The organism is Flavobacterium chryseum (genome assembly GCF_004362015.1).
GTDB lineage: Bacteria > Bacteroidota > Bacteroidia > Flavobacteriales > Flavobacteriaceae > Flavobacterium.
This window is the reverse complement of sequence record NZ_SNWW01000001.1, coordinates 874,553-901,193: the sequence shown is the minus strand read 5'-3', so window position 1 is coordinate 901,193 and position 26,641 is coordinate 874,553. Positions and strand designations below refer to the sequence as shown.

At 32.9% G+C, this 26,641-nt stretch carries 26 protein-coding genes; 13 read left to right on the top strand and 13 right to left on the bottom strand.

From position 1 onward, the window contains the following. Nucleotides 1–584 precede the first annotated feature (584 nt). Nucleotides 585–1,820: an ABC transporter permease gene (locus EV143_RS03780; RefSeq protein ID WP_133506633.1), complete on the bottom strand. Its 1,236-nt coding sequence runs from the start codon at nucleotides 1,818–1,820 to the stop codon at nucleotides 585–587. A gap of 113 nt (nucleotides 1,821–1,933) precedes the next feature. Then, nucleotides 1,934–2,428, bottom strand: a complete 495-nt coding sequence (locus tag EV143_RS03775; protein ID WP_133506632.1) for a YkgJ family cysteine cluster protein — start codon at nucleotides 2,426–2,428, stop codon at nucleotides 1,934–1,936. A gap of 73 nt (nucleotides 2,429–2,501) precedes the next feature. Between EV143_RS03775 and EV143_RS03770 the strand changes: the two genes are divergently transcribed. After that, nucleotides 2,502–3,209 carry a class I SAM-dependent methyltransferase gene (locus EV143_RS03770; protein WP_133506631.1) on the top strand — a complete coding sequence of 236 codons (708 nt, stop codon included), beginning with the start codon at nucleotides 2,502–2,504 and terminating at the stop codon, nucleotides 3,207–3,209. Nucleotides 3,210–3,226: 17 nt separating this feature from the next. Next, the gene (locus EV143_RS03765; RefSeq protein ID WP_133506630.1) at nucleotides 3,227–3,772 is read left to right on the top strand and encodes a YfiT family bacillithiol transferase; all 546 of its coding nucleotides are present in this window, start codon (nucleotides 3,227–3,229) and stop codon (nucleotides 3,770–3,772) included. Between the two features lie 84 nt (nucleotides 3,773–3,856). Here EV143_RS03765 and EV143_RS03760 read toward each other — a convergent pair whose 3' ends face one another. The 8 genes from EV143_RS03760 to EV143_RS03725 all read right to left on the bottom strand — a co-directional run bounded on the left by EV143_RS03760 (nucleotide 3,857) and on the right by EV143_RS03725 (nucleotide 10,381). Next, nucleotides 3,857–4,489, bottom strand: coding sequence for a 7-carboxy-7-deazaguanine synthase QueE (locus EV143_RS03760; protein ID WP_133506629.1), 633 nt, complete (start codon nucleotides 4,487–4,489; stop codon nucleotides 3,857–3,859). A gap of 99 nt (nucleotides 4,490–4,588) precedes the next feature. After that, entirely contained in the window at nucleotides 4,589–6,256 is a 1,668-nt protein-coding gene (locus EV143_RS03755; protein ID WP_133506628.1) for a tetratricopeptide repeat protein, read from the bottom strand. Between the two features lie 16 nt (nucleotides 6,257–6,272). Continuing rightward, nucleotides 6,273–7,196 (bottom strand): PstS family phosphate ABC transporter substrate-binding protein, encoded by a 924-nt coding sequence (locus tag EV143_RS03750; RefSeq protein ID WP_133506627.1) that lies wholly within the window; start codon nucleotides 7,194–7,196, stop codon nucleotides 6,273–6,275. 2 nt (nucleotides 7,197–7,198) lie between these two features. After that, a complete protein-coding gene (locus EV143_RS21715; protein WP_133506626.1) occupies nucleotides 7,199–7,429 on the bottom strand; it encodes a hypothetical protein in 231 nt (76 codons plus the stop codon). Further along, a complete protein-coding gene (locus EV143_RS03740; RefSeq protein WP_133506625.1) occupies nucleotides 7,429–8,226 on the bottom strand; it encodes an energy transducer TonB in 798 nt (265 codons plus the stop codon). Before EV143_RS03740 ends, EV143_RS21715 begins: the two co-directional genes overlap by 1 nt. A gap of 38 nt (nucleotides 8,227–8,264) precedes the next feature. Then, a complete protein-coding gene (locus EV143_RS03735) occupies nucleotides 8,265–8,855 on the bottom strand; it encodes an ExbD/TolR family protein (RefSeq protein WP_133506624.1) in 591 nt (196 codons plus the stop codon). Between the two features lie 19 nt (nucleotides 8,856–8,874). After that, nucleotides 8,875–9,501 (bottom strand): ExbD/TolR family protein, encoded by a 627-nt coding sequence (locus tag EV143_RS03730; protein ID WP_133506623.1) that lies wholly within the window; start codon nucleotides 9,499–9,501, stop codon nucleotides 8,875–8,877. A gap of 55 nt (nucleotides 9,502–9,556) precedes the next feature. Continuing rightward, nucleotides 9,557–10,381, bottom strand: coding sequence for a MotA/TolQ/ExbB proton channel family protein (locus tag EV143_RS03725; RefSeq protein WP_133506622.1), 825 nt, complete (start codon nucleotides 10,379–10,381; stop codon nucleotides 9,557–9,559). 379 nt (nucleotides 10,382–10,760) lie between these two features. Between EV143_RS03725 and EV143_RS03720 the strand changes: the two genes are divergently transcribed. After that, on the top strand, nucleotides 10,761–12,278 hold the full coding sequence (locus tag EV143_RS03720) for a helicase HerA-like domain-containing protein (RefSeq protein WP_133506621.1): 1,518 nt from the start codon (nucleotides 10,761–10,763) through the stop codon (nucleotides 12,276–12,278). Between the two features lie 80 nt (nucleotides 12,279–12,358). Here EV143_RS03720 and EV143_RS03715 read toward each other — a convergent pair whose 3' ends face one another. After that, complete coding sequence (locus EV143_RS03715) at nucleotides 12,359–13,699, bottom strand: FAD-dependent oxidoreductase (RefSeq protein ID WP_133506620.1); 1,341 nt, start codon at nucleotides 13,697–13,699, stop codon at nucleotides 12,359–12,361. Between the two features lie 389 nt (nucleotides 13,700–14,088). Here EV143_RS03715 and EV143_RS03710 point away from each other — a divergent pair, with 389 nt between their 5' ends. The 8 genes from EV143_RS03710 to EV143_RS03675 all read left to right on the top strand — a co-directional run bounded on the left by EV143_RS03710 (nucleotide 14,089) and on the right by EV143_RS03675 (nucleotide 19,745). After that, nucleotides 14,089–14,682, top strand: coding sequence for a GNAT family N-acetyltransferase (locus EV143_RS03710; RefSeq protein ID WP_133506619.1), 594 nt, complete (start codon nucleotides 14,089–14,091; stop codon nucleotides 14,680–14,682). A gap of 105 nt (nucleotides 14,683–14,787) precedes the next feature. Beyond that, entirely contained in the window at nucleotides 14,788–14,991 is a 204-nt protein-coding gene (locus EV143_RS03705; protein WP_133506618.1) for a hypothetical protein, read from the top strand. 33 nt (nucleotides 14,992–15,024) lie between these two features. Then, nucleotides 15,025–15,831: a helix-turn-helix domain-containing protein gene (locus EV143_RS03700; RefSeq protein WP_133506617.1), complete on the top strand. Its 807-nt coding sequence runs from the start codon at nucleotides 15,025–15,027 to the stop codon at nucleotides 15,829–15,831. 73 nt (nucleotides 15,832–15,904) lie between these two features. Beyond that, nucleotides 15,905–16,438, top strand: a complete 534-nt coding sequence (locus EV143_RS03695) for a nuclear transport factor 2 family protein (protein ID WP_133506616.1) — start codon at nucleotides 15,905–15,907, stop codon at nucleotides 16,436–16,438. Between the two features lie 16 nt (nucleotides 16,439–16,454). Continuing rightward, nucleotides 16,455–16,955 (top strand): nuclear transport factor 2 family protein, encoded by a 501-nt coding sequence (locus EV143_RS03690; RefSeq protein ID WP_133506615.1) that lies wholly within the window; start codon nucleotides 16,455–16,457, stop codon nucleotides 16,953–16,955. Between the two features lie 137 nt (nucleotides 16,956–17,092). After that, nucleotides 17,093–18,547 carry a serine hydrolase domain-containing protein gene (locus EV143_RS03685; RefSeq protein WP_133506614.1) on the top strand — a complete coding sequence of 485 codons (1,455 nt, stop codon included), beginning with the start codon at nucleotides 17,093–17,095 and terminating at the stop codon, nucleotides 18,545–18,547. A gap of 111 nt (nucleotides 18,548–18,658) precedes the next feature. Then, entirely contained in the window at nucleotides 18,659–19,075 is a 417-nt protein-coding gene (locus EV143_RS03680) for a DUF6157 family protein (RefSeq protein WP_133506613.1), read from the top strand. Between the two features lie 223 nt (nucleotides 19,076–19,298). Next, on the top strand, nucleotides 19,299–19,745 hold the full coding sequence (locus EV143_RS03675) for a hypothetical protein (protein WP_133506612.1): 447 nt from the start codon (nucleotides 19,299–19,301) through the stop codon (nucleotides 19,743–19,745). An 85-nt stretch (nucleotides 19,746–19,830) separates the two neighbouring features. Here the strand turns inward: EV143_RS03675 and EV143_RS03670 are convergent, their stop codons facing one another. Continuing rightward, nucleotides 19,831–22,212 carry a penicillin acylase family protein gene (locus EV143_RS03670; protein WP_133506611.1) on the bottom strand — a complete coding sequence of 794 codons (2,382 nt, stop codon included), beginning with the start codon at nucleotides 22,210–22,212 and terminating at the stop codon, nucleotides 19,831–19,833. Between the two features lie 115 nt (nucleotides 22,213–22,327). Between EV143_RS03670 and EV143_RS03665 the strand changes: the two genes are divergently transcribed. Then, nucleotides 22,328–23,884 (top strand): hypothetical protein, encoded by a 1,557-nt coding sequence (locus EV143_RS03665; protein WP_133506610.1) that lies wholly within the window; start codon nucleotides 22,328–22,330, stop codon nucleotides 23,882–23,884. A gap of 192 nt (nucleotides 23,885–24,076) precedes the next feature. Further along, nucleotides 24,077–25,888, top strand: a complete 1,812-nt coding sequence (locus EV143_RS03660) for a hypothetical protein (RefSeq protein ID WP_133506609.1) — start codon at nucleotides 24,077–24,079, stop codon at nucleotides 25,886–25,888. A 60-nt stretch (nucleotides 25,889–25,948) separates the two neighbouring features. On the opposite strand, the gene EV143_RS03655 is transcribed toward EV143_RS03660, so the two are convergent. After that, entirely contained in the window at nucleotides 25,949–26,386 is a 438-nt protein-coding gene (locus EV143_RS03655) for a YMGG-like glycine zipper-containing protein (RefSeq protein WP_133506608.1), read from the bottom strand. Nucleotides 26,387–26,641: the final 255 nt, after the last annotated feature.

Sequence of the window (26,641 nt, the reverse complement as noted above, 5' to 3'; positions counted from 1 at the left end):
TAATTTCAACCTTTTTCAAAACTTTTTCTTAACTCTCTGATAACCCCCTTTTTACAATTATAACTTTTTTAGTATTTGTGAGGAATTTCTGTAGCGAGTTGTGGGTTTCGCAATCCTCAGCTTCTAATTCATCCCTGTTTTATGGACTTCGCACCTTAATTAACCCTTTTTGCAGAACTATTCAATAACATGTAAAATTGGGTTTTAAAGCGTTTTTTGACATTTATGGGGTTTGAATAGGACTTTCAACAAGGCAAAAAGATTATTTTGTGATTTGACATTGCTTTCTTTACTTAATATATAAGTATGTTTCTTTTGAAAACAACTGCCCTAGCCCCGATAGTCCCGAAGTCTCGGTGGAAATCCTTTTGTGCCGGGGGTCGGCACAAAAGATTGGAACGCATAGCGGGAAACAGCTCCTGAAAAACTAAATTCTAAATTTTAGAAATTACAAATTACAAACTTATAGAGCTTCGACTTCAATCAGCATGATAAAACTTACCTTCTTATATGTAGACAGCAAAAATAAACCCGACAGGTTTTGAAAAACTGTCGGGTTGAAAATATGATTTTAATTATATAACTTAATCGAAACGAATGGCCTTTACCGGGGAAATCTTCGTTATTATATAAGAGGGAATTAACAACACTATAAAACAAACTGTTACTGTTAGCAAATTCAGTAATGCTATATAACCCCAATTTAAATATACTGGCGCCTGGTTGACGTAGTAATTTTCAGGATTGAGTTTAATGATTCCGAATTGTTGTTGAATTAACAGTAATGCAATACCAATTAGATTTCCCCAAAAGAGTCCTCTTAAAATGAGATAGAAGGCATTGTATAAAAATATTTTGCGAACTGTCCAGTTATTTGCTCCCATTGCTTTTAGAATTCCAATCATTTGTGTGCGTTCTAAAATAAGAACCAGTAAGGCTACAACCATATTTATAGTTGCTACTAAAATCATAACAGCTAGAATAACAATTATATTGAAATCGAAAAGCTGAAGCCAGTCAAAAATATAACTGTATTTTTCAATTATGGTTTTGGTATCTAAACTTGATGATGTTTGCTCGTAAATTTGATTGCCGGTCGTTTTGATATTATTAAAATCTTTTACAAAAACTTCAAAAGCTCCAACTTGATCCGGCGTCCATTTATTGATTCTTTGGATATGACGTATGTCGCCTATTATATAAGTAGCATCGAAATCCTGAAAACCTGAATTAAAAATACCTGTAATTTTAAATCGACGACTGTTTGGCATTTTGCCTTGCTCTTCTTTAATAAAAAAAGTATTGAAATTATCGCCTACTTTTAAATTAAGTCGGTTAGCCAAAAATTGGGAAATTATAACTTCTTCATTCAATGATTTAGAAAAATCTGGTAATTTCCCTTCTACTAAATATTCTTTTATGTTATTCCAATCGTAATCTGCTCCTACTCCTTTGAAAATTATTCCTTCGAAGGCATTTTCAGTTCTGATGATTCCGGCTTTACTTGCGATTGCCTGAATGTGACTTACCTCTGGAACTGATTTGAAATTGGGATAAAAATCTTGTTTTTTAGAAATAGGGACTAATGTTACTTCTGAATTATTGTTGTCATAATTCGAAATAATAACCTGACCGTTGAAAGCAGAAACTTTATCGCGTATTTTTTGCTGCAATCCTATTCCGGTTGCTACTGAAACAGACATCATAATAATACCAATTGCGATAGCCGAAATGGCAATTTTGATGATTGGCGCGGAAATACTGCTTTTATGATCTTTAGCAGTAATAAGTCTTTTAGCTATAAAATATTCTAAATTCAATTTACGATTGGTCTTATGTTGATTTATTAGTTTAGTCTACTTTCGTATAATTCAAAATTACATTTAAAAAACCAAAAAAGAATTGTTCTTAAAAACAATTACATGTTTAAGTGCTATAAAGGAAGTTTCTTTTTCATTTCCTCTACTATATTATATGCTGCGGGACAGATTGCGACATTTTTTAAAGTGAGATCTGTAATTTGATGAAACTTTTTGCGATCTGTGTGCGGAAATTCTCTGCAAGCTTTTGGACGAACATCATAAATCATGCAGTAATTCTCATTATCTAAAAAAGTGCAGGGAACGCTTTGCAAAACATAATCTTTATCTTCATCGATTCGTAGATATTGTTCGATAAATTGTTGTGGTTTTTGCCTGAAGGATTTTGAAATTCGCTCAATATCTGCCAAAGTAAACAACGGCCCGGTTGTTTTGCAACAATTGGCACATTGTAAACAATCTGTTCTTTTAAATTCTGCATCGTGCAAATCCTGCATGACGTAATCTAAATTCTTAGGCTGTTTCTTTTTCAGCTTATCAAAATACTTTTTGTTTTCGATATGCTTATCTTTGGCTAACTTATTTAAGTTATTTAAAATCTGTTTCAAGTTTAAAATTTAAGTTGATCTGCAAAATTAAACAACTTTAAACTTGAAACCTTAAACTTTGAACTAAATTACGATGAAAGATCTTTTTGGGAAAGCAATGTATGATTTCCAAACCAATAATTCACCTGAAGATATTATTACTGAAACTTCAATTTCTGAAGAAGATGAAATGAGTGTTGCCTATTTATTTCGTGCTTATGACGAAATGCCAAAAATCGAGCAAAAAGCATTGCAATTAGTTTATGGCAAAATCTTAGATGTAGGCTGCGGTGCGGGAAGTCACAGTTTATCGTTACAGAATGATCGTAACTTGGATGTTCTTTCTATTGATATTTCTGAAAAAGCTATCGAAACTTGTAATCTTCGAGGTGTAAAAAATGCTCAAGTGCAGAATTTACTGAATTTGGAAGGAGAAAAATTTGATACCATTTTATTATTGATGAATGGTGTTGGGATTTTTGGAAAATTAGAAAACTGTAATACGTTTTTATCTAAATTAAAATCATTACTAAATCCGGGTGGGCAAATTCTATTAGACAGCTCTGATATTATCTATATGTTTGATGAAGATGAAGACGGTGGAAAATGGATTCCGTCGAATAATGATTATTACGGAGAGCTTACTTTTAATATTTCTTATAAAGGTGAAAAGGAAGAAACTTTTGATTGGCTCTATTTAGATTATAATACGTTACAAAATGCGGCAATTGCAAACGGTTTAAAATGTGAACTCATTTTAGAGGGAGAACATTATGACTATTTGGCCAAACTTTCGATATAAATTAAAAAATCCAGATCATGGAAGAATTCGATTTAGAAAAATTAAAATATCCGATAGGAAAATTTAAAATACCGGAAATCTATACCACTACTTATATTGCTGATAGAATTGCATCGATAGAATCTTATCCTGAAAGATTGAAAAAGGAAACAATTCATTTAACAAACGAACAACTGAACACTCCTTACAGACCTGGCGGATGGACGGTTCGACAAGTAATTCATCATTGTGCAGAAAGCCATATGAATTGTTTTATAAGATTGAAATGGGCTTTGACCGAAAATAATCCTGTAATAAAAGCGTATGATGAAACTTTATGGGCTGAATTATATGACAATTTAGATATGCCGATTGAGCCAACGCTATCATTATTGGAAGGATTGCATTTTCGACTGGCGTATCTTATGAAAAAACTTTCTGAAACTGAGCTCGAAAAATCGTTTATTCATCCTGAAAACAATTCAGAATACAAAATCAAACAGATTATAGGAAGTTATGCCTGGCATGGAGAACATCATTTAGCTCATATTACTAATTTGAAAAAATATAAAAACTGGGAATAAAGTTTGTGTATTTTTTATACAGTGTGTATTTACAATAAGAAAAAAGTCTCTTCGACTGAAGAGACCTTTTTGCTTTATTATCTTTTAAGGGATATTTAAATACTTATGCGTTTGTAATGAAACACGCCATTTTGGATTGTTCATAACATAATCGACGATTAGTGGTGTCATTTCTTCTTTTTTGCTCCATTCAGGTTGAAGAAAAAGAATTGCGTTATTGTTTACCAGCTCAGCTTGTTCTTCTGCAAAAATAAAATCGTGCTTATTATGAATTATAACTTTTAACTCATGTGCATTATCATAAACGGTTTGAGTTGGCAATTTATTTTTTTTTGGTGAAAGACAAATCCAATCCCAGGTTCCTGATAACGGATATGCGCCGGAAGTTTCTATATGAACTTTTAAATTTTGATCTTTTAATTGTCGCGTTAAAAAAGTCATATCCCATGTTAATGGTTCTCCTCCTGTAATTACAACTGTATCTGCATAACGTGAAGCATTTTTTACAATTAAATCAACACTTGTTGGCGGATGTAATTCTGCATTCCAACTTTCCTTTACATCACACCAGTGACAACCTACATCACAACCTCCAATTCGTATAAAGTAAGCAGCAGTTCCTGTATGAAAACCTTCTCCTTGAATGGTGTAAAATTCTTCCATCAAAGGCAACATCGCTCCTTTATTAACTTCTAATTGTATTTCTTTTGATAACATTACTTCATTTTAAAGTGCAAAGATAGTCATTTAAATACGGAACAAAAAAAAGGGACAGTTCTTTGAACTATCCCTTTTTTATTTAGTAGAAAACTAATATTATTTTAAAGCTTTTACAGATTGTGCAGCGTAAGTGTTTGCTGGATCTAAAACTAAAGATTTATTGAAGTATTCAATTGCTTTTGCTTTATCAGTGTTAGCATAACTAGCTCCAATACTATTGTAAGCTTCAACTATTTTTTTAACTGTTGCAGGTTTAGCTAATTCTTCAGCACCTTTAGCAGTTGTTTTAGTTATATACTCTTCGTAGTTTTTAATAATTAAATCATCTTTCTCTAACAAGTTATTGATTCTTCCTTTGTATAAGTAAGCCTCGTCATAAGTAGGAGAAGCAACTAAAACTCTGTCGAAAGCAGCATCAGCTTTAGCTAAGGCAGCAGCATCAGCAGCACCTTTTGCTTTATTTGCATTTGCATAATAAAGTGAAATACCATAATATACATTATCATTCAAATAATTTTTTGAATCTGCTGTATTTGCTGCAAATTCATAAAGTGTAGCAGCCTGAACGTATTGTTTTTTAGTAAACAACTCTTTTCCAAAGTCACCAAGATCTTCAACTACTAAAGGTTCCATAGCAATAGCTTTTTTAATTTCAGCTAAACCAGCATCAAAAGCAGCAGGATCTACAACACCTTCAGCATTACTTCCTTTTTTAATTTTAGCAAGTCCTAAATATAAATAATCTTTTGCGATCGCTTTATTTGTAGGCAGTTTAGTAAAATCTTCTAATGATTTGATAGCAACATCATAGTTCCCATTTTCATAAGCAGAATATCCTAAGTATCTGTAAATTCTAGGATTTACTTTATCTAGTTCAATCATCTTATTAGCTTCTGCTTCTAAGGCTTTATAGTCTTCAACTAAAATCAAGAAATCAGCGTGACGCATTCTTGAATGAATAGAATAATCTGTAAGACTTAAGTATTTCTCGTAATTAGTAATTGCTTTTTGATAGTTTACCTGTCTTGTAGAAGGTTTGTTTCTAGCCCATTTGTAATATGTTTCAGCTAACTCTCTGTAAACTGGACCGTAATTAGCATCTAAAGCGATAACTTCATTAAAAGATTTAATTGCTTCATCGTATGATTTAGCACCTTTTAGTAAAACACCTAACTGCATTTTTGCTCTTAAAAGTGTTGGATCAGCAGTAAATGCATCACGATATGCTTTGTAAGCATCGTTTTGATTGTTTGCTCCATAATATGCATCACCAATTGTTAAAAGTGCCTGAGCGTTTTGTGGCTCAATTGCTAAAGCTTTTTGTGCACTTGTAATTGCGCTTTTATAGTCAGGATTTGTAGAATTCATATATGCTTTAGCAATATAAATAAACTCATTTACATCCTTACGTTTGATATCTTTCGTAGCTAATGCAAAATTTGCCTGAGCTCCAGCCGTATTTTTACTATCAAGATCTAACTGACCTAATCCAATATAGTTTAAGTTTTTCTTATCGGATGCTGCAATTCCATTTAAGTAATAAATTTTAGCAGAATCAACAACAGTTTGATTTAGATATATATTACCCAAAACAAAATTGGCTTCACCATCTGATGGTTTTGCTTTAATTATTGATTTTAGCAAAGATTTTGCTTTCTCAAATTGTTCTGCGTCAATTGCTTTTTTAGCCTGGTTTATATCTTGCGCTTTTGCAACAGAAGCTGAAGCAACTAAGGCAAGACTGAAAATTTTAAATTTATTCATCTCTATCGTAATTAATTTATTCTTTATCGTTTATAATTTGACTTCTAATTTTTAGCTTTCTTCCCGGAACTCTTACAGGAAGTAATCCGGATTTTAAAACAATTCGCTGTCCTATGTCTCCGGCAATGAATGAAGCAAAGCCCATTCCTAAACCAGAATAACCCTGACAGTTTATGATAAACAAATCGCGTGCCAAAGGATATTTTGCTTCAGCCAAATCATTTTGAGTTGGGCTATAATATTTATCTCCCTGTAAACCTTTTACACCCAAAACATTAATCTTTTTAATAACATCAGCCATATTTGGCGAGGGCTGTGATAACCAATTTACGCCCACTACACCAATCATTCCGTCATTTTCAGAAACAAATTTAATAACTTCATCGTTATTTTTAAAAGAAAAAACACCTTTTGCAGGAATGTCTTTAACTTTAGCAATTTCTTTCATGTAACGTACCGTACTTGAATTTGGATTATCAAAAACAAGTCCTTTTATTCTAGGATCAGACTTACCCTGCATAAAATCAATTACAGTTTTCAACGCAATTAATGTATCATTATTGCTTTTGTTTGAAATAAAAGCAATTGCATCGGTTGCAAACGGCGTAACTCGCGGATTAATTTTACTTTTTTCAAATCTGCTTTTTTCCTCCTTAGTTAAATCCCTGGTTGTTACAACAACTTTAGTTTTTTGATTCAACAAATCGTTTATAAGCTCTGCTTCTGATTTAGGTTTTACAGAAATTTTAGCTCCATAGTAAGTTCCTTCAAAAACAGCAACCTGATCATCAACAATTGGTTTAACCGTTTCGTCAACAGCAATATCAATAGATCCTTTTAAAATTGTTTCTTTATCAGATTCATTCTTGCTTTTTTGGTTACACATGGCAAACAAAAAGACAAAAACAACCAATCCGAAAACTTTACCATACTTCAACATAACTATTCTGTATTTGAATTAATTAATCTTAGAAATCGTATTGCCGAATATACTATTAGCAAACCTCCGAAAGCATATCTGTATTTAGGCTCAATGTCTAATGGTAATTTTTCCCAAAACATAATCATTAAACCTAGTACAAGATATATTAAAAAAAACATTATTCCTAAAACAAGAAGAAATCGCTCTTTGAGCGATTTCTTCTGAATATTATTAAGCATATCTTTTAACATTATTCTGCAGATTGAATAGTAATAGGAAGAGAGTATAGTACCCTAACTTTTTTACCATTTTGCTCGCCGGGAGTCCATTTTGGACATTTTTTAAGAACACGAATTGCTTCTGCTCCTGTACCGTAACCGATATCCCTTAAAACTTTAATGTCGGTTAATGACCCGTCTTTTTCAACTACAAAAGTAACATAAACTTTACCTTTCAAACCTTCTTCTTCCGGAGTCTTGTAATTGTTTCCTACGAATTTGTAGAATTTCTCAATTCCTCCAGGGAAATCTGGTTTTACTTCGATACCAGCTGTGTTGTATACTTGGTTATCTTCTTCAACTACTGCAGCAGTACCAGTACCTACTGGCTCATCAACAGTTAAAACTGCATCTGGATCTCCTTTGATAGTTTCAGAACCAACTTTTTTGTCTTTAAGTTCCTCAATTTTTGGAGGATCTTCAGTAACTTCATTTGCCTTAGCAACAACCGGTTTCACAAACTTTACCTGATCCACTTTTGGTGGCGGTGGCGGTGGCGGTGGCTCATTAGGCTTAACTTCCTCTTTTTTAGGAGGTAATTTTACTGTAGCAATCTTGATATCTTTATTCACATCATCTTCACCAGAATCTGGCAAAAAACTTGCAATAAGAGGAGCCGCAACAGCTACAGCAAAAATAACTGAACCAATGATAAGTGCTTTTACCGTTGTTTTAGTATTTGCTTTTCTTAGCTCATATGCACCATATATCTTATTACGTCCTTCGAATACGATATCAAGCCACTGATTTTTTATAATATCTAACTTCATTTTTCTTGATTATTAAGATGTTAAAAACAAGATATCTCTTATTTAGCAGGATCTGTGTTAGTAGTACCTGTGTTAGTAGGATCAATCAATTTAGTTTCTTCTGGCGAAAACTCAGGAACGATAGCATAAGTTTCAACTCCAGAAATCGCCATCTCATCCAAAATATCAACTAAATTACGATAAGTTGATTTTTTACTTGGTTTAATAATAACGATGATTCCGTTTTTAGGTTTCCCTTTAGCTGCAGAATATTCTAGAACTGATTTCTTTCTTTTAAGAACTTCTCTACGAATTCCATCTTTACCATATGCAATATCTTTAGGTCCAGCAATAGGAGTAGCAAGTAATCCCATATAATAAACAATCTTATTATTTGCACCTAACATCAAAGTCATCGTACGGTTTTCATCTACTTTCGTTGGATTCTCAGGTTTATCTTCTTCAGATTTATCTGGCAGAGACAAATCCATCGATTGTGGTTTTGACAACGATGTGGTTAACATAAAGAATGTGATCAATAAGAAAGCCAAATCTACCATTGCCGTTAAATCGACTTTAGAGTTTTGCTTTTTACTTCTTACTTTACCACCTTTTCCGCCACCACCGTCGCCGGTATTTAATTCAGCCATTTTAGTGTATCTTTTTTAATTAAAAGTCTTTTCCTCTCATACCAGTAACTAAGTTAAAGGAATTGATTTTTTGATCTTGTAAAATATCCATAATCTTTTTGATTTGTGGATATTGTTCTTTAGCATCACCCTTAATGGCAATTTGCAATTCTTTATCATCTAGGTCAATTGCAGCTCTTCTTGAAATCAACAACCATTCTTTTAATTGATTATCTAAAGAATCGATTGGAATTCCACGTTGATCTGCTTTAACTCTATCAGCCGCTTTCATATCGATAATACTCTTCAATTCTGCTACAGGAACACCGAAGTCATCCATTAAAGCAAACTTAGTTTTATCTTCTTCTGAAAAAGTCACACCGAATTTTGCACCCATTCCCTCAAGAGTTCTTTTACGAATCTCTCTTCCTTTAATGTCAAAAAACACTTTGCTTTTTCCATCTTCACCTTTTCCAATAGTGATAATTGCCAAATCTGAATCTGGTAATTTACTTTGAACAGTAGAAGAAGGCATGTCAACAGGAAGTGCTTCTGGCACCTTAGCAGTAGCGGTCAAAATAAAGAACGTAAGCAAAAGGAACGCAACATCACACATGGCAGTCATATCTGTCGATGTTGACTTTTTTTTCATTTTTATTTTAGCCATTCTCTTTTATTTTTATTTTGATATAATTAATTAAAATTATAATATCAAAAATTAATTATTGTTTCAAACTTCCTCTGAATCTTCTGTAAGTATTTACAATTGTAGTACCAGCCTCATCGATAGAGTAAGTTAAATCATCAATTTTAGCAGTAAAGAAGTTGTAAGAAACGATAGCTAAGATTGAAGTAGAGATACCTGTTGCAGTGTTGATAAGTGCTTCAGAGATACCTGTTGCAAGAGCAGCCTGATCTGGAGTTCCAGCAGAAGCTAACGCACCAAACGCTTTAATCATCCCTGATACAGTTCCTAATAATCCTCCTAAAGTTCCTAATGATACTAAAGTAGAGATAATAGTCATATTTTTTTCTAACATTGGCATTTCTAATGAAGTTGCCTCTTCGATTTCTTTGTGGATTACTTCTGAAGCCTCTTCACTGTTGAAACCTTCTTTTTTAACGTCTTGGTATTTAATCAAAGCAGATTTAATTGCATTTGCAACTGAACCTTGTTGTTTGTCACAAGCAGCGATTGCAGCTTCGATGTTTCCTTCTTTAATACTTCCTTGAACGCTTTTCATGAATTTATCTAAATTAGATTTTCCAGCTGCTTTACCGATAACGATAAATCTTTCAATAGAAAACACGACAACCATTAAAAACATACCTAATAATACCGGTACAATAAATCCTCCTTTATATACTTGCCCTAATGTATTAATTGGGTGACCTGTTTCAGGATTACCACCTTCGAAGTTAGCAGCATCTCCCATAATTACTTTCCAAATAAACACCCCAACCAAAATACACGCTACAATAATGATTCCAGTAATCATTCCTCCTCCATTTGAAGTGCTTTCTTTTTTAACTTTAACGTTTGCCATTTTTTTTAAATTTAATAGTTTTAAATAATTTTTATTTTTTAGTTATATTTAACTTGTAGAGGAGCAAATTTATACGTTTAGTTTAAATAAAAAAACTTTTTTTAATTTTATTGAAGGAAATTTAACGTCAATTTAAAAAATATCTCATTAATTTGCCAACGTTCTTTTTTCGATAAAACAAAAATACGAGCTAAATCTGGGAAAATTACAACGTTTTAGTCAATATTCAAAGATTCCGTTGATATCTTCTTAAAAAGTTGCGAAATTATTTTTTATAATATTTTTAGTGCTTAAAAGCTTTTTCCTACTAAAAAAAAAGTAATCAAATTGTTAAAAAACAAAGTAATACTCTTATAATCATCTAAATTACAACAAAAACATGAATAAAAAGGACAATTTCATTCAAGATATAAACAATGGTTATTTGGCGAAGGGTGACAGCATTACACTGGGAGGCGCGCTACTTGACGGCGAACCAATTGCTGAAGCTCACGTAAAAATTCCCTTAAAAACGCTAAATCGTCATGGCCTTATAGCGGGCGCAACCGGAACCGGAAAAACAAAAACGATTCAGGTTTTTTCTGAACAGCTGTCAAATGCGGGGATTCCTGTCCTGATGATGGATATAAAAGGTGATTTTAGTGGTATTGCCAAAGAAGGAAAAGAAGAAGGCTTCATTACTGAACGTCATGCTAAAATAAACATACCTTATAATGTAAGCTCATTTCCTGTTGAATTAATGTCATTGTCTAAACAAAATGGAGTTCGCCTACGCGCCACTGTTTCTGAATTTGGACCTGTATTGTTTTCAAGGATTTTAGATTTGAATGACACACAGGCCGGGGTTGTTGCCGTTATTTTTAAATACTGCGATGATAATAAAATGCCTTTGTTGGATTTAAAAGACATTAAAAAAGTCATTAATTATATCACTGAAGAAGGTAAAGATGAAATTACGGAAAGTTATGGCAAAATTTCGACTGCAACAACAGGAACGATTCTTCGAAAAATAATCGAACTCGAACAACAGGGTGGGGATTTATTCTTTGGTGAATTATCTTTTGAAATTGATGATTTAATGAGAATTGATGAGAATGGAAAAGGTTACGTAAACATCATCCGCCTGACGGACATTCAGGACAAACCAAAGTTATTCTCGACTTTTATGTTGAGTTTATTGGCTGAAATTTACCAGAAAATGCCTGAAAAAGGAGATGCAGAACAACCGGAATTGGTCATTTTTATTGATGAAGCACATTTAATATTTAACGAAGCCAGTAAAGCATTGTTAGAACAAATCGAAACGATTGTAAAACTAATTCGTTCTAAAGGTGTTGGTGTTTATTTTGTAACGCAAAACCCAATGGATGTGCCAAGTGGTGTTTTGGCACAATTAGGATTGAAAATTCAGCATGCACTTAGAGCTTTTACAGCAAATGACCGACAAGCGATTAAAAAAACAGCTGATAATTACCCAACTTCTGCTTACTATAAAACAGATGAATTGCTTACGAGTTTAGGGATTGGAGAAGCTTTGGTTACTGCTTTGAATGAAAAAGGAGTTCCGACGCCGCTTGTAGCCACTATGATGCGTGCTCCACAGAGTCGAATGGATATTTTGACCGCAGATGAAATTGAAGAAATCAACAACAAATCGAAATTGGTAAAAAAATATAGTGACGAAATGGATCGCGAAAGCGCTTACGAAATTCTAAACAAAAAAATCGAATCTGCAAATCAGGCTGCTGCTGAACAGGAAGAACAAGCGCCAACAAAATCTTCAAAATCGGAGCCAACAACAGCAAGCGTTGTTACAAAATCGGTTTTGAAAGTGGTTACGAGTGCTACTTTTATAAGAGGCGTTTTTGGTGTTTTGACTAAAATATTCAAAAAATAAGAAGTACAATATCAAAAATCAATTACAATATCAATGTCAAATTTTAAAATTGATTTTTGATATTGTAATTGATTTTGAACTTATTTATTCAACAACTCCAAAATCTTAGTATCGATTTCAGGAGTGTTCCAGATGTTTTCAATATTATCCAGTTTTAGAATTTCTTCCATAATTCCGTTTTGGAAATCACCTATTGCTAAAGCTTCCGCATACGGGCGATCGCTAAAAGTTACACGGCTGTAAAGTGGAATCCATTTATCAGGATGTCTGTCAGAGAATGCTTTTTCTATTTTCTTTTGTAGCAAGAATTTCTCATCGGCAGTTTTTGTACTCATTTCCATGAAATTACGATACGAAAGTTCTGCAATTGCATCAGCGTTTGGTTTGCGTGAAATTTGATATTCAGAGAAAATCGTTTTCCAATCGTCTCCGTATTTTTCGATCATTTCCTGCAAAACGCTAATATCTTCAAAACCAGCATTCATTCCTTGTCCGTAAAACGGAACAATAGCGTGACAAGCATCTCCAATTAAAGCAATTTTATCTTCGTATGTCCACGGAAAACATTTCATTGTCACCAAAGTACTCGTTGGATTTTTAAAGAAATCTTCGGCCAGTTTTGGGATAACTTCTATCGAATCCGGAAAGTTTTTCTCAAAGAAATCCTCAACCATTTTTCGATCTGTAAGGGAAGCAAACGAATTTTCTCCTTCAAAAGGCATAAACAGCGTACATGTAAAACTTCCGTCAAGATTAGGAAGCGCAATCAACATATACTCGCCACGAGGCCAGATATGAAAAGAGTTTTTATCTAATTTATGTGTAGCATCGGCATTTGCCGGAATATTCAATTCTTTATATCCCATATTCAAAAATTCCTGCGAATAATTGAACATGCTCTGGCGTTGCATTCTATGACGGATTCTTGAAAAAGCACCATCGGCACCAAAAACCATATCGTATTTTCGCTCTTCCCACTCCCCTCTCTCGGTTTCGCCAATATGCAAAGTCGCATCACTTAGCGTTACATCCCAGATTTTTTCTTCAAAATAAAACTCGGCTCCCGCTTGTTCGGCAAGATCAATCATTTTTCGGTTTAGTGTTCCTCTCGAAATCGAATAAATCGACTCGCCTTCCTGTCCGTAATTCTGAAAATTGAGTTTATCAACCAAATGAATCGCGCGTTTGTCCATCGGAATTGCGATTTCCCGCACCGAATCGCCAACACCAACGCCGTCAAGAGCTTTCCAACCACGATTAGACATCGCCAGATTTATAGAACGACCAGAAAAATTTATTTTTCGAATATCAGGGCTTCGATCATAAACATGAACGGTGTGACCTGCTTTTTTAAGATAAATTGCCAAAAGCGATCCCACAAGTCCGGAACCTACAACGGCAATTTTTAGTGAAGTTTGCATCAAGAAAAATCTAAATATAAGATCGTAAAAATAAGTAATAATTCTACAAGAGCTTAAAAATAAAGGAAATATTTATGATTTAAAAGCTTATTTATCATGGCATGACCCGCAGAAAAAGCGCGTCGGGGCTTTCGGCTATATCTTTTATTCCGCTTCTCTTCATAAAAGGATACCGCCTCTATCCCTCATGCAACACTCGTTTTCATAACAAATTTGCGTTTTTATAGATTTATTAGAAGTGTAGAAAAGTCTATTTTCGCTCAAGAGATAATCTCTCGCAAAGCCGCAAAGTTTTTTATATAAGCCCAGGAATAAAAGATTAGAAAAATCTGCGTGAAATAACTTTGCGCCTTTATGACTTTGTGGCAATCCTCCATAAAACAAATCATATGAAAAGCGAACTATTACAATCAAACATTATTCTGGAAAACGATAAAGTACTATTACTTCCATTCGAAAACGAAAGAAACATCGAACTAAAAGAAATCATTTTTGATGATGAAATCTGGAAATATATGGGAATGTATGTAAAAAATGACATCGACTTCGAAAATTACATTCAAAATACTTTAAAACAAAAAGCAGACGGAATTTGTTATCCGTTTCTAATTATTAACAAAGTCACCAATAAAGTTGCCGGAAGCACTCGTTACGGATATTTAAATCATGCAAGTCAAAAATGCGAAATTGGCTGGACTTGGTACGGAAAACAATTTCAGGGAACAGGTTTAAACAAAGCCTGCAAATATGAATTGCTGAATTTTGGCTTCGAAAACATTCAATTCAGGAGAATACAATTCAGCGCTGATCTTGAAAACAAAAAATCGCAAAGAGCAATTGAAAAATTAGGTGCCGTAAAAGAAGGAATATTTAGAAATAATTATGTTGATGCTGAAGGGAAAAGCAAAGATGATGTTTATTACAGTATCATTTTAGAGGACTGGGAATTTACAAAAAGAGAATGTTTTTCTGAATTTATTTAAACTAGATTAATATCTTTAAAACTGAAACAAAATACAAATTCTGTCGTCTAATACAATTACAATGACCAATCATCATTTTTACAAAAATCATCAATCAATCAAATCATGAAAAAATCAATCATTTTATTATCTTTTATTTTGTTATTTATCGGAAAAGCTTCCGCACAAACAGATGTAAAAATTGCATACGGAAATAATAATGAAGCCGGAAACTACAAACAAATCAACGGCAATTTAGTTTTAATGAGTTTCTTCAACGATCCATTTAATAAAACATCGAGCGTAGAGTTATTTACAAGCAAAAAATAAACACTAAACAATTATCAAACAACATAATAACGCATGAAATTATATTCAGAATATTATGTAAGTGAAAATTGCGAACGTTTCGTGAATAAAATTTGGTGTCTGGACAACAGTATTGGCAAAACTATAATCGAAAATAAACTGGTTTTACCCAACGGTTGCTTTAATCTGGCTATTGTTAGTGGAAATTCTATTGAAGTTCATACGAGTAAAAAGAAGTATGAAATGAACGAGGGATTTTATTTTTGTTCGCAAATGACCAATAAAGTTTTGGTCAATATTCAGCCTAAAACCAAAGTTACGATCATACAATTTCACGCCTGGACACTTTCGATGTTTCCAAATTATGATTTGAGCAATTTTTCGGATTCAATTATTAAAATCACCTCAACTGAATTGCCTTTTAAAACTAAAATTGAAACGGGTTTAAACAGCGATATTGCATCGTTATTAAATATTATTAACGACTATTTTGAAGATTTAAACACCACGCATCCAAACAAAAATCTTGTTGAAAAAATATGCGAAATAATCAAGTTTCATAATGAAGAAATTAATGTTTCTGAAATTGGAAAAAGTTTAAATGCTTCACAACGATTACTTCAAATTAAATTTAAAGCAGCAACGGGACTGACGATTAAAAACTACATTCAGATCCTGAAATTCAGAAAATCGGTCGATCAAATGGTAAATTCTGATTTAGAAAAACTTAGTTTGACGGATGTCGCGCTTTACAACAAATATTTTGACCAGTCACATTTTATAAAAAAGTTTAAAGATGTGACGAAAACAACTCCAAAAATGTTCAACTCAAGCTCTTATTTTCTTTCAGAAAAAAGATAAAATTTCGCATTTGTACAATTTTGCGAATCAGGATTGAACTAATATTGCAAATCATCAATCAAATCAATCAAAAATGAAAATCAACAAATCCTCTTTCCAATTTAAAGCAATTTTAGTTGGAATATTACTTCTCCAATTCTACATTGGATTTTCTCAGGAAGAAAAAAACTCAACATTGTACAAGACAATTATGTCAAAAGACAGCCTACTCTTTAATGTTGGCTTTAATACTTGCGATATCTCACAGTTTGAAAATCTAATTAGCGACGATTTTGAGTTTTATCACGACAAAGACAGCATTTCTGATAAGACTCTCTTTTTACAGAATCTTAAAAAAGGCATTTGTCTTTCGGGTAAAAGCTATAAAGTTCGAAGAGACTTAATAACGGGAAGTACCGAAATTTATCCATTAACCAAAAATGGTGTATTGTACGGAGCATTGCAAACCGGAATTCATCAATTCTTTGAAATTTCTCCCGGTCAAAAAGACAAACCTGGCAGTACAGCAAAATTTACTCACGTTTGGCTATTGCAAAATGGAGTCTGGAAACTCGCAAGATCTTTTAGTTATGATCATCAGATGAAAGCAGCCAAAACGAATAAATAATAGTAAAATCGCAAGTATGATACCTATGATAAATGTATTATCGCTTTTTATATTATTTTTAAGCAAAGAAGTTTTGGGGCAAACGAATAGCGAAGTTTCAGAGATTAATTTTCTCAAATCTGAAATCATCAAGATGGACAATTTGCTGTTTGAAGTTGCATTTAATCAATGTGATGCAGCGGCTTTCAAAAAAATAATAGCTGATGATGTAGAATTGTATGACGATCGTTTTGGCTTCAATGTTTCCCGCGGAGGTAAAATAAAATCTTTAATTACTAAATCTGCCCGACCGGAAAAACTAACCCGAAAATTAAACTCCTGCACCATTGATAAATTGGGAGATTTTGGTGCCGTACAAGTAGGCGAACATACTTTTTATGTTGATGGGATTCCGGAAGCAACAGAAAAATTTATTCATATCTGGGAAAGAAAAGATAATGACTGGAAATTGAAACGAATTGTTAGTTACGAACACAGACCGGTTAAAAAAAATCTTAAAATTTTGTTGTATTTATAAGTTATTACGACAAATGATAAAAAATCGATTGATATTTGAAACAAAATGAAAGAATAGTCGTCTAATAAAATTAGAAGCGTTTCATTCATCATTCAAAATCAAAAAACCGTCGTTAACTCTAACCATTTATCAATCAAATGAAAAAACCAATCAAACTTATTGCAGTTTGCTTTTTTCTATTAGCTGCCTTCACTGTATCGGCTCAGGACAAAGCAAAACAAATTGACCAATTATTGAATCAATACAACCAGTACGGACTATTTAACGGTTCCGCACTTGTATCAGAAAACGGAAAAGTTATTTTCCAAAAAGGATATGGTTCTGCCAATATGGAATGGGATATTCCAAATAAACCTGATACAAAATTCAGATTAGGTTCTATTACGAAACAATTTACGGCGTTTTTAATTGTGAAACTTGCCGAAGAAGGAAAAATAAAACTGGATGTTCCTATTACAACCTACTTACATGATTATCCAAAAGAAGTTGGTGATAAAATCACGATTCAAAATTTGCTAACGCATACTTCCGGAATACCTAATTATACGAATGCTCCAGATTTTCTTAAAGAAAAGGCCAAAAACCCCTATTCTCCGGCTGATTTTGTAAAAACATTTTCGAATTTGCCACTTGAATTTAAGCCTGGTGAAAAATTCGCTTACAGTAATTCTGGTTATTTTTTATTAGGCTATATTATCGAAAAAATTACTGGTAAAACCTATGAGCAGTATTTACAGGAAACTATTTTTACACCTTTAAAAATGGTCAATTCCGGTTATGATCACAGTGACAATGTTATAAAAAACAGAGCTGCAGGTTATGAAAAACAAGGCAAAAAAATCATTAATGCTTCTTACATAGACATGAGTATTCCGTATGCAGCAGGATCTTTGTATTCAACTGTAGAAGACTTATATCTTTGGGATCAGGCACTTTATACTAACAAATTACTTTCAGAAAAATCAATGGAATCTTTGTTTAAACCCTACATTCTCATGGGAGATGGCGGTTACGGATATGGGTGGTTTATTAGTGAAATAACTATAGGAACTAAAGGAAAAGTAAAAATTATTGAACATGGAGGGGGTATAAATGGTTTTAATACTAATATCTCGCGCGTTCCTTCAGACAAAATTCTTATTGTTTTATTGAATAATACAGGTAGGACATTGCTTAGCGAAATGACAGAGTCTATTAGAAATATTTTATACAATCAGCCATTTAATCAGCCTAAAAAATCTCTTGCGTTTGAATTATTAGATGTATTCATAGAGAAAGGTATTAAAAGCGGAACTGAAACTTATACCAAATTAAAAAACGATCCAACGTATGGCATCAAAGAAGGCGATATGAATAATGTTGGATATCAATTATTGCAAACTGGGAAAAAGAAAGAAGCGCTCGAAATTTTTAAAATTAATGTAGAAGCTTTTCCAAAATCAGGAAATGCGTATGACAGTTTAGCCGAGGCATATTTAGAAGATGGAGACAAAACATCAGCGATTGCGAATTATAAAAAATCGATAGAACTTGACCCTTCAAATCAACATGGAAAAGAAGTGTTAGCCGAAATTTTAAAAAACACTAAATAAAAATATTGGTATAAATTATTAACTCCGGCAAATAGAATAAAATCTAATTGCCGGAGTTTTTTTATATAAAATCATTATTTTAGTGTAAAGGCAATTTAAAGAATAAATCAAATGAAAACGCATACTACAAATTATCAAAACACTTTTATTGAAGTTGCAGAAGATAGTCCTGCAACGCGAGGGGAAATTCCGCCAATGAAAGGCGAAAACAAAACAGTTGCCAATATTGAGTTTGAAATGATCAGCAAGAATCCGTACAAATATTCTTCAGATGAAGTTTTGTTTCAGGTATTTGCAGATAAAAATGATTTGACAAAATCAGAATATAACGAAGCCAGAGCACAGTTTTTCTCGAAAGGACAAGCTTGCCTTCGGGCTTCTCCCCTAACGAAACGTTACGGCTGGGGAATTCACAATAATGAAGAAGGAAAAATTGCCTTATTTGGAAGAGAAACTCCCGAGTATGAAAAACTTTCTAAAAACGAAAATTTAAAGATTGTAAAAGCAATGCGATCTTCAAGAAAATAGACTTAGGACAACAACATTATCAAGATCCGTAATTCTTATCCTACGAACTTCCGATGGTAGATTTTTAAAAATCTGTACGATCGGTTTTTTTTATTTAAATATTATTTTTCAATTGAATATTTAGAACAAAAAAACTATTTTAGCCCTGCCCAAAAGAAAGCTCTCAAAGCCCTAAATCAATCCATTTGCAATGCTAAATGTTGCAAGCAATTTGAAATAACCTATGAAAAATTTAAAAAAGCATGCCTTTCTGGTTTTAGCATTATTTGTATTTATCCCTTCTGTTTGTATTTCTCAAACTTCTGTATCGGTACCAATGCCAACGCAGCAAAATACAATTATTGTAAACAAAATCATCGATGCAACAAATTATAAAACCTATTTTGTTGATTATTGCCTGACTAAAATAAACGAAACAAGTTTCAAAGAAAAATGGAACGAGCAAAAAACAAAGGAAATTACAGAAAGCATCAATTTTAAAAACTTTAGAGATGCTGTCTATAATATGTTTGCTTTTTATAATGAAGTTGACTTAGAGACATTATTAAAAGCATACGAAAAAGATCCTGTTTACCAGACTACAAATGTTATGACAACCAATAAAGTCCTGCTTAACAATCTGGATATTTATGCCAAAGATATTGTTGCCGGGAAGTATTTGGCTAAGTAAGGTTCTAAGACACTAAGGTTCTGAGGTTCTAAGTTTTTTTCTTAAAACCTCGAACTTGAAACTTGAAAGAAAATTAATTTTTCTCTTACGGTTTCAAAACCAATTTCGTCGAAGTTTTTACAATCTCTTCCTTATTCAATTTCATTTTTCTGAATTTACCCGCCACAAACATTTCTGCCTGATCGTCGTAATGTTCGCTAAACGGATTTCCGGATTGTCCGGTTGGTAAAATGCTCCAGCTGTTTTCAATATCTGAAAAATCTACAATTCTTCTTGTCGAAGGTCCGCCTTTTACATAATATTTTCCTTCTTCGTTATAACCAAAAAACTGATTATTAATAACCTCGTTCGATCCCGGATCAGCAAAAGGTCCTACGTTAAATAATTTTCGCAACGCAGCGACTTTCCCCATTGGGTGTTCGTGTTCTACTGTATGCACTTTTCCCCAAGTCCAATCAGAAACTGTATTGGCAAATTGCTTTTGAAGTGCCGCAATAGCTTCATGAAACGATTTAGAAACGATTTCACTTCTGTTTTCTTTTTTATTCTTGGTTTTGATATTATCCCACCAAACCGAATTTTCATTCGCAACTTGTCTGGCAACAATTTGTTTTCCTAAAGATAATCCAAGAAACAAATTGAAATTATCTGAACCAATTTCGTCTTCAAAAGTGTTTTTCAAATACAAATAAACCCATTTGTTGTAAATCGTTGGCGCAACATCTTCTAAATTATGCGTTCCTTTCCAGGATTTCAAAGTTGATATGGCCTGCTTCTCTTCTGATGAAAGTGAATTAGTATTGACATTCGAAATTAAATTCGCAACCACGCCCGGCGCAACAGGAGATGTGTTATCAAAAATCATTTTACTTATTGCTTCTTTATCCCAATCCGATTTTGCATCCATTAAAGCTGAAATTCTTTTGGCGCGATCTTCGGGTAAATAATATCCCGGATATAAATAACCATCAATAGCCTCGGGTTGATTATTAGCAGAATATACATAACCCCATTTTGGATTTTCTGCCGAGGGATTTTTCGAGAAATCTAAATATTCAGCAATATCATCTTTGCCGCTTGCACCATCGAGAATAAAAAATGAATTCACGCCTTTATTGTGTTTATAAAGTGTTCCTGTTGCCCACCAGGCCACATTTCCTTTTGCATCACCATACATTACATTCAATCCCGGCGCCGCAACCAATTTTACCGCTTTTTTGAAATCATCTTTACTTTTAGCATGCGAAAGTCCGTAAACGGCATCAAGAATTTGAATAGGCTGTTGGGTATAAATCCACGACATGGCAATCGGATTTTTGCGATCTAAACGTTCCAGTAAATCATTCATAATTGGCCCGTGTCGGCTTGATTTAATCGTTAAGACAACATCAGAAGTATCTTTTACTTTAATTGTTTTCTTTATCGTTTCATAAGCTGCAAAACCGGTTCGCGTTTGGTATTGATTTGAATCTCCGGCTTTATTTTTTTCCTGATAAAAATCGATATCATCATTTTCGAACATGGTTAAACCATACGCATAATCGCGATTGTGTGCCAATAACGGAAACGGTGTTCCGGCCAGATAACAACCGTACAATTCATGATTTGGCGTTACAATATGCGCTTCGTACCAGGTCGCCGGCTGCGAGAACCCAATGTGCGGATCATTCGCAAAAATAACTTTACCGCTTTTTGTTTTGTTTGGTCCGGCAACCCAACTGTTACTGCCAACAAATGGCGGAATTGGAGATTTATCCAACAATGCTGCGACAGATTTTGCAATAGTAGTATATTCTTCAATATTTTCTTTTGAACTTCTAATTCTTGTGGTGTTAAATTCACCTTCAATTCCTAAATCTTTCAAGTATTCAGCACCATATTTATTGCGAATATCGGTCAATAAAGGATCTGTTTTTTGCGCCATTGCAAAACTAAAAGACATATAGCCGAAAATATTGTAAACATCTTTTATGGTAAATTTTTCCTTTTTTACTCCAACCAAAGTAAACTCTATTGGCGTAACACCTTCTTCTAAATACTGGTTAATCCCGTCTAAATACGCAAATGTCAATTGATAACTGGGACTGTTTTTATCTAATTTGGCAATAGCTTTCGCTGAAGCTTCTTCGATACCAATTCCGGAGAAAAACTTATCATTTTTAAGTGCAACCGACCCGAAAATTTCTGATAACCTTCCCGGCGCAATTCTCCGAAGCAATTCCATTTGCCATAATCTTTCCTGTGCATGAACATAGCCCAAAGCTGTCATTGCATCTTTTTCAGAATCGGCATAAATGTGAGGAACTCCAAAATCATCAAAATAAACTGTAGTTTCTTTTTCAAGATTTTTCAATTGTATTTCTCCTTCATATTGCGGTTTCAAATGAAAAATGTAGGCACATAAACCTATACCGGCAATGACAATCAAAACAAATAAAACCAACAGGATTTTTTTAATTTTTTTCATATTTCAAAAAAGATAAAAACAACGAAACGATTAAGATGTAACTTAAAGATAGAATCATATAAGAAACAGCACTTTTTAAAACCCTAAATTTATGTATTTAAAATCAATAGGATAAATGTCAATCTATAAAAAAATAGCAATCGGGGTAATTTCAGTCTTCATTTTTGTGATTTTAGTCAATGTTGGTCTCAATTATTGGATAAAAAAACAATTACCGATTATTATTAACGACAAAAACAATACTCCATACAACATCAATTACGAAAAAATTGAAGTTTCTCTTTTGTCCAGAAACATTCATGCAACTACTTTATTGGTTCATCCTAAAAATCAACCGGAAAATAGTAAAAATGGGCTTTATTCTAAAATTGAGTCTGTTACTATAAAACATTTTAATATTTGGGATCTGGCTTTTCGTGACATTATTGAAGCCGAGAGTATTATTATCGACAAACCCAGAGTTATTCTTTACAAAAAGGGCGATAAACTTTTAAACAGCAGCAAAAGTATTGAGAAGGAAATTGTTGCGCCTTTCAGAAAAATTATTGCGGTTTCTAATATTTATATTAATGAAGGAAGAGTTGATGTTGTTTCTCTGGACACTAATAAGCCCATTTTTAATGCTAAAAATATCATTGTAAAACTTGAAGGAATTTTGATTACTGACGCAACTTTAAAGGAAAAGATTCCGATCCAGTATGAAAAATATGTTTTGTTGTGTGACAGTATTTATTACAAACCAAGTCAGTTTTATAATATTACTATTGGACAAATTAGTACGGAAAACAACTTTTTGAAAATCAAAAAATTTGAACTTTTACCGGCTTATTCGCGAAAAGTTTTTGTTCAGAAACTGGATAAGGAAAAAGATATTTATACGCTAAAATTAGATTCTGCCATGATTAATACCCTGAAATGGGGTTTTAAAAATGATAAGTTTTTCTTTTATACTCCTTCGTTAGTTATCAATCACTTAGATGCTAATATTTACCGAAATAAATTGCCAAAAGATGATTTGAGCAAAAAATATCTTTACAATCATTTATTGCGAAATATCAAATTTCCGTTTCAAATTGATACACTGCAGGTTTTAAAATCTAAATTGGTTTACGAGGAAGAAATTGATTTTACAAAAGGTCCTGGAGTTTTAAATTTTGATCAATTTAATCTACGAGCCACCAATCTGAGAAGCGGATTTGGTTTAAAAAAAACCAACGATGTTAAGATTAAAGTAAATTGTGTTTTCATGAAAACTTCGCCATTAAATGTCGATTGGAGTTTTAATGTTTTAGACCCAAAAGACAGTTTTCATATTCAGGGCGTAATTTCAAATTTTGATGTTGCGGCAATGGGCAAATTCAGCAAGCCTTATATGAATGCTTCGTTTACCGGAGTATTTACCAAATATCGTTTCAATTTTTATGGAAATGACAATATAGCAAAAGGAAACGCATCTTTAGATTATGATGATTTAAAAGTGAAATTATTCAAAAAGAAACATCCTGAAAAAGAAGCAAAACTCAAAAGTGCGATTGTCAATTTACTTGTCAAAAATGATTCGAAAGATAAAGCTAAAAACGCTGATGTAGAATTAGAAAGAATTCAGGAAAAATCATTTTATAACTTTTTATGGCGAAGCATTGCTGAGTCGTTGAAGAAGATTTTGATATAGAATATTTTGCCACGAATTACACAAATTTGCACTAATTTTTAACTGCAGCATATAAAATGATTCGTGTAAATTTGTGAAATTTGTGGCAAACTTTTTTAGTGCAGACTTTTAAACCTATTCAAACCTGACAATTATCAGGTTTTTTAAAACTATTTTTTTCTTCATTTGTTTTTATTTTTAATTGAAAAACAAATGACAAAATCACCTTTACACACTTTTCATATTCCGGTAATGGGGCTTGCATATACTATTGACAGCCCGATTCGGGTGGCGCAATATGGCATTTCATCTGTAATTTCTATTGCTGATGATGACTTAATTGAGAAGATGCGTAATTTTTACAGCACAAAATTTAATCTTCCTTACGAAGAAATAACTCAGAAATTTCACGATTACCGCGCAGAAAGAATTACATCTTATCTAAATTTAGTCGATAAAATTGTAAAGCAAAAATTCGAAACTTTTAAAACTGAATTAGTTGAAAGCAAAACTGCATTAGAAAACTTTATGTTGATGTTACCCAATACGAGTGACATCAAAAAAGGTTTTCAAAATTTACTCGAAGACGGAATTTCTTTTAAAGAAAATATTCAGCATTTTATCGAAACGCATCTTTCAGCCGGAGCAATTGATGTGAATATCATGACAAAACTGGACAAAGATAATTTCATTAAAAACGAACAGCTTCCAATTGAATTTAACGATGCACATGCGGCTTTAAGAGGTTTTGCAAAAAGCAATCTTGAGTCTTCAGTTGTACTTTCTGCAGGAATGAATCCAAGACTGTATAGTTATTTCGAAAACTTTCCGGACTTTTTTCCAAATGAAAATAATGAACTCAAAAAGAAGATAATTCTAAAAGTAAGTGATTTTAGATCGGCAATGATTCAGGGAAATTTCCTGGCCAAAAAAGGACTTTGGGTTTCTGAATACAGAATCGAATCCGGATTAAACTGTGGCGGTCACGCTTTTGCAACTGACGGACTTTTACTGGGAACTATTTTAGAAGAATTCAAACAGAAAAAAGAACAATTACTTCAATCTTCGCATGAATTGATGGTAAAAGTTTTAGAGCAAAAGAATCTCCCGTTTCCTGATCAGCCTTTAGCCGTAAAAATAACGGTTCAGGGTGGTGTAGGAACTTCTGAAGAACATGAATTTTTATTAGACAATTATAATGTGGATTCTGTTGGCTGGGGTTCTCCTTTTTTGTTGGTTCCCGAAGCAACTTCTGTGGATGTTAACACGAGAAAATTATTAATAAATGCGAAGGAAGAAGATTTGTATTTAAGTCATATCTCGCCTTTGGGAGTTCCGTTTAATACTTTGAAAGGAACGTCAAATGAAATTTTAAAACAAAAACGAATTCAGGAACACAAAGCCGGAAGTTCCTGCCCGAAAAAATTCCTGGCTTTAAGTAAAGAGTACGATCCACACGGAATTTGTACGGCATCTAAAAAATATCAGGATATTAAACTAGAGGAATTAGAAAATCATAAAGAAAATCTTTCGCTTACTGCTATCGAAAATGCTAAGTCAAAAATTACAGAGAAATCCTGTTTGTGCGTTGGTTTAGCAAATGCTTCCTATTTAGAAAATGATATTAAAATAAAAGGACAAGCGCAAGGTGTTGTTATTTGTCCCGGGCCAAATATGGCGTATTTTGATCAAGAAGTTTCTCTTTCTGATATGGTTAGTCATATTTACGGAAATACGTCTGTTTTAAGAGCTAATAATCGCCCTAATTTGTTTGTGAAAGAATTGAAAATGTATGTTGACTATTTTAGAAATGAAATTGAAACTGCTTCCGGAGAAATTACAACCAATCAACTTAAAAAATGGAATAGTTTTAAAGCAAATCTTTTAGAAGGAATTGAGTATTATCAAACTTTATTTTCGACAAGTTTTTATTTTAAAAAGGATGTAGAAAAAATTAAAAACCAATTTGATTTTTATAAGGCAGAATTAATCACAATTAAAATTCCGCACCCGAAAATGGTATAAAAAAACAAACCCCAAATTAAAGTTTTAATTTGGGGTTTTTATTAAATAAGAATTTAAATCTTATTCATTTCTTTTATTTTTACTATCAATAACAGCACCTGTTCCAGTTCCTAAAGCTGCTCCGGCTAAACCACCAATAATGGCACCTTCACCTTTTTTCTTACTCACAATTGCTCCGGTTGCAGCACCAACTCCAGCACCAATTACGGCACCTTTAGCAGTTGCACTCCACCCTTTCTTTTTGGTCGTTGTGGTTGTAGTTGCAGTTCCGTTAGCTTGCTGCTGATGCACTACTACTACTTTTTGAGATTCAACTTTTTGTTGCTCTTCTTTTATCTTAGCCATTTCAGTCTTCATAGAATCAACAACTCTTTGTTTATCAATTTCAACTTTCATCGAATCGATACTGGCTTGTTTGGCTTTATTTAGATCTTCCTTATTTTGATTCTGACATGAAACAATTGATAAGGCGGCGAATAAAACATATAAAGTTCTCATAATTTTAGTTTTTATTTATTATATGCTACAAAGTAAAGAGTATTGTTTTTATTAAAGTTACATGATTTAGCCAAAAGGTTATATAATTTGACGACGATTATTTTAAAACGGATTAAACGGATTGTTAAAGCAAAACGCGGATTTAAAAGCGATCTTATTTTTTCACGCAGATTTAGCACAAGATCTAAATTAAAAAAATCTGCCTAAATCTGCAGAATCTGTGTAAAACAAAAACTCTGCCAATCTACGAGAGAA

What these genes read in the sequence shown, in the direction of transcription:
- EV143_RS03675 (WP_133506612.1), top strand. Translation starts at nt 19,299, where the DNA reads ATGAAAAATTTAAAAAAGCATGCCTTTCTGGTTTTAGCATTATTTGTA.
- EV143_RS03690 (WP_133506615.1), top strand. Translation starts at nt 16,455, where the DNA reads ATGATACCTATGATAAATGTATTATCGCTTTTTATATTATTTTTAAGC.
- EV143_RS21715 (WP_133506626.1), bottom strand. Translation starts at nt 7,429, where the DNA reads ATGTTAAAAGATATGCTTAATAATATTCAGAAGAAATCGCTCAAAGAG.
- EV143_RS03725 (WP_133506622.1), bottom strand. Translation starts at nt 10,381, where the DNA reads ATGGCAAACGTTAAAGTTAAAAAAGAAAGCACTTCAAATGGAGGAGGA.
- EV143_RS03760 (WP_133506629.1), bottom strand. Translation starts at nt 4,489, where the DNA reads ATGTTATCAAAAGAAATACAATTAGAAGTTAATAAAGGAGCGATGTTG.
- EV143_RS03740 (WP_133506625.1), bottom strand. Translation starts at nt 8,226, where the DNA reads ATGAAGTTAGATATTATAAAAAATCAGTGGCTTGATATCGTATTCGAA.
- EV143_RS03700 (WP_133506617.1), top strand. Translation starts at nt 15,025, where the DNA reads ATGAAATTATATTCAGAATATTATGTAAGTGAAAATTGCGAACGTTTC.
- EV143_RS03730 (WP_133506623.1), bottom strand. Translation starts at nt 9,501, where the DNA reads ATGGCTAAAATAAAAATGAAAAAAAAGTCAACATCGACAGATATGACT.
- EV143_RS03705 (WP_133506618.1), top strand. Translation starts at nt 14,788, where the DNA reads ATGAAAAAATCAATCATTTTATTATCTTTTATTTTGTTATTTATCGGA.
- EV143_RS03755 (WP_133506628.1), bottom strand. Translation starts at nt 6,256, where the DNA reads ATGAATAAATTTAAAATTTTCAGTCTTGCCTTAGTTGCTTCAGCTTCT.
- EV143_RS03660 (WP_133506609.1), top strand. Translation starts at nt 24,077, where the DNA reads ATGACAAAATCACCTTTACACACTTTTCATATTCCGGTAATGGGGCTT.
- EV143_RS03665 (WP_133506610.1), top strand. Translation starts at nt 22,328, where the DNA reads ATGTCAATCTATAAAAAAATAGCAATCGGGGTAATTTCAGTCTTCATT.
- EV143_RS03680 (WP_133506613.1), top strand. Translation starts at nt 18,659, where the DNA reads ATGAAAACGCATACTACAAATTATCAAAACACTTTTATTGAAGTTGCA.
- EV143_RS03715 (WP_133506620.1), bottom strand. Translation starts at nt 13,699, where the DNA reads ATGCAAACTTCACTAAAAATTGCCGTTGTAGGTTCCGGACTTGTGGGA.
- EV143_RS03765 (WP_133506630.1), top strand. Translation starts at nt 3,227, where the DNA reads ATGGAAGAATTCGATTTAGAAAAATTAAAATATCCGATAGGAAAATTT.
- EV143_RS03655 (WP_133506608.1), bottom strand. Translation starts at nt 26,386, where the DNA reads ATGAGAACTTTATATGTTTTATTCGCCGCCTTATCAATTGTTTCATGT.
- EV143_RS03710 (WP_133506619.1), top strand. Translation starts at nt 14,089, where the DNA reads ATGAAAAGCGAACTATTACAATCAAACATTATTCTGGAAAACGATAAA.
- EV143_RS03720 (WP_133506621.1), top strand. Translation starts at nt 10,761, where the DNA reads ATGAATAAAAAGGACAATTTCATTCAAGATATAAACAATGGTTATTTG.
- EV143_RS03770 (WP_133506631.1), top strand. Translation starts at nt 2,502, where the DNA reads ATGAAAGATCTTTTTGGGAAAGCAATGTATGATTTCCAAACCAATAAT.
- EV143_RS03735 (WP_133506624.1), bottom strand. Translation starts at nt 8,855, where the DNA reads ATGGCTGAATTAAATACCGGCGACGGTGGTGGCGGAAAAGGTGGTAAA.
- EV143_RS03695 (WP_133506616.1), top strand. Translation starts at nt 15,905, where the DNA reads ATGAAAATCAACAAATCCTCTTTCCAATTTAAAGCAATTTTAGTTGGA.
- EV143_RS03670 (WP_133506611.1), bottom strand. Translation starts at nt 22,212, where the DNA reads ATGAAAAAAATTAAAAAAATCCTGTTGGTTTTATTTGTTTTGATTGTC.
- EV143_RS03685 (WP_133506614.1), top strand. Translation starts at nt 17,093, where the DNA reads ATGAAAAAACCAATCAAACTTATTGCAGTTTGCTTTTTTCTATTAGCT.
- EV143_RS03750 (WP_133506627.1), bottom strand. Translation starts at nt 7,196, where the DNA reads ATGTTGAAGTATGGTAAAGTTTTCGGATTGGTTGTTTTTGTCTTTTTG.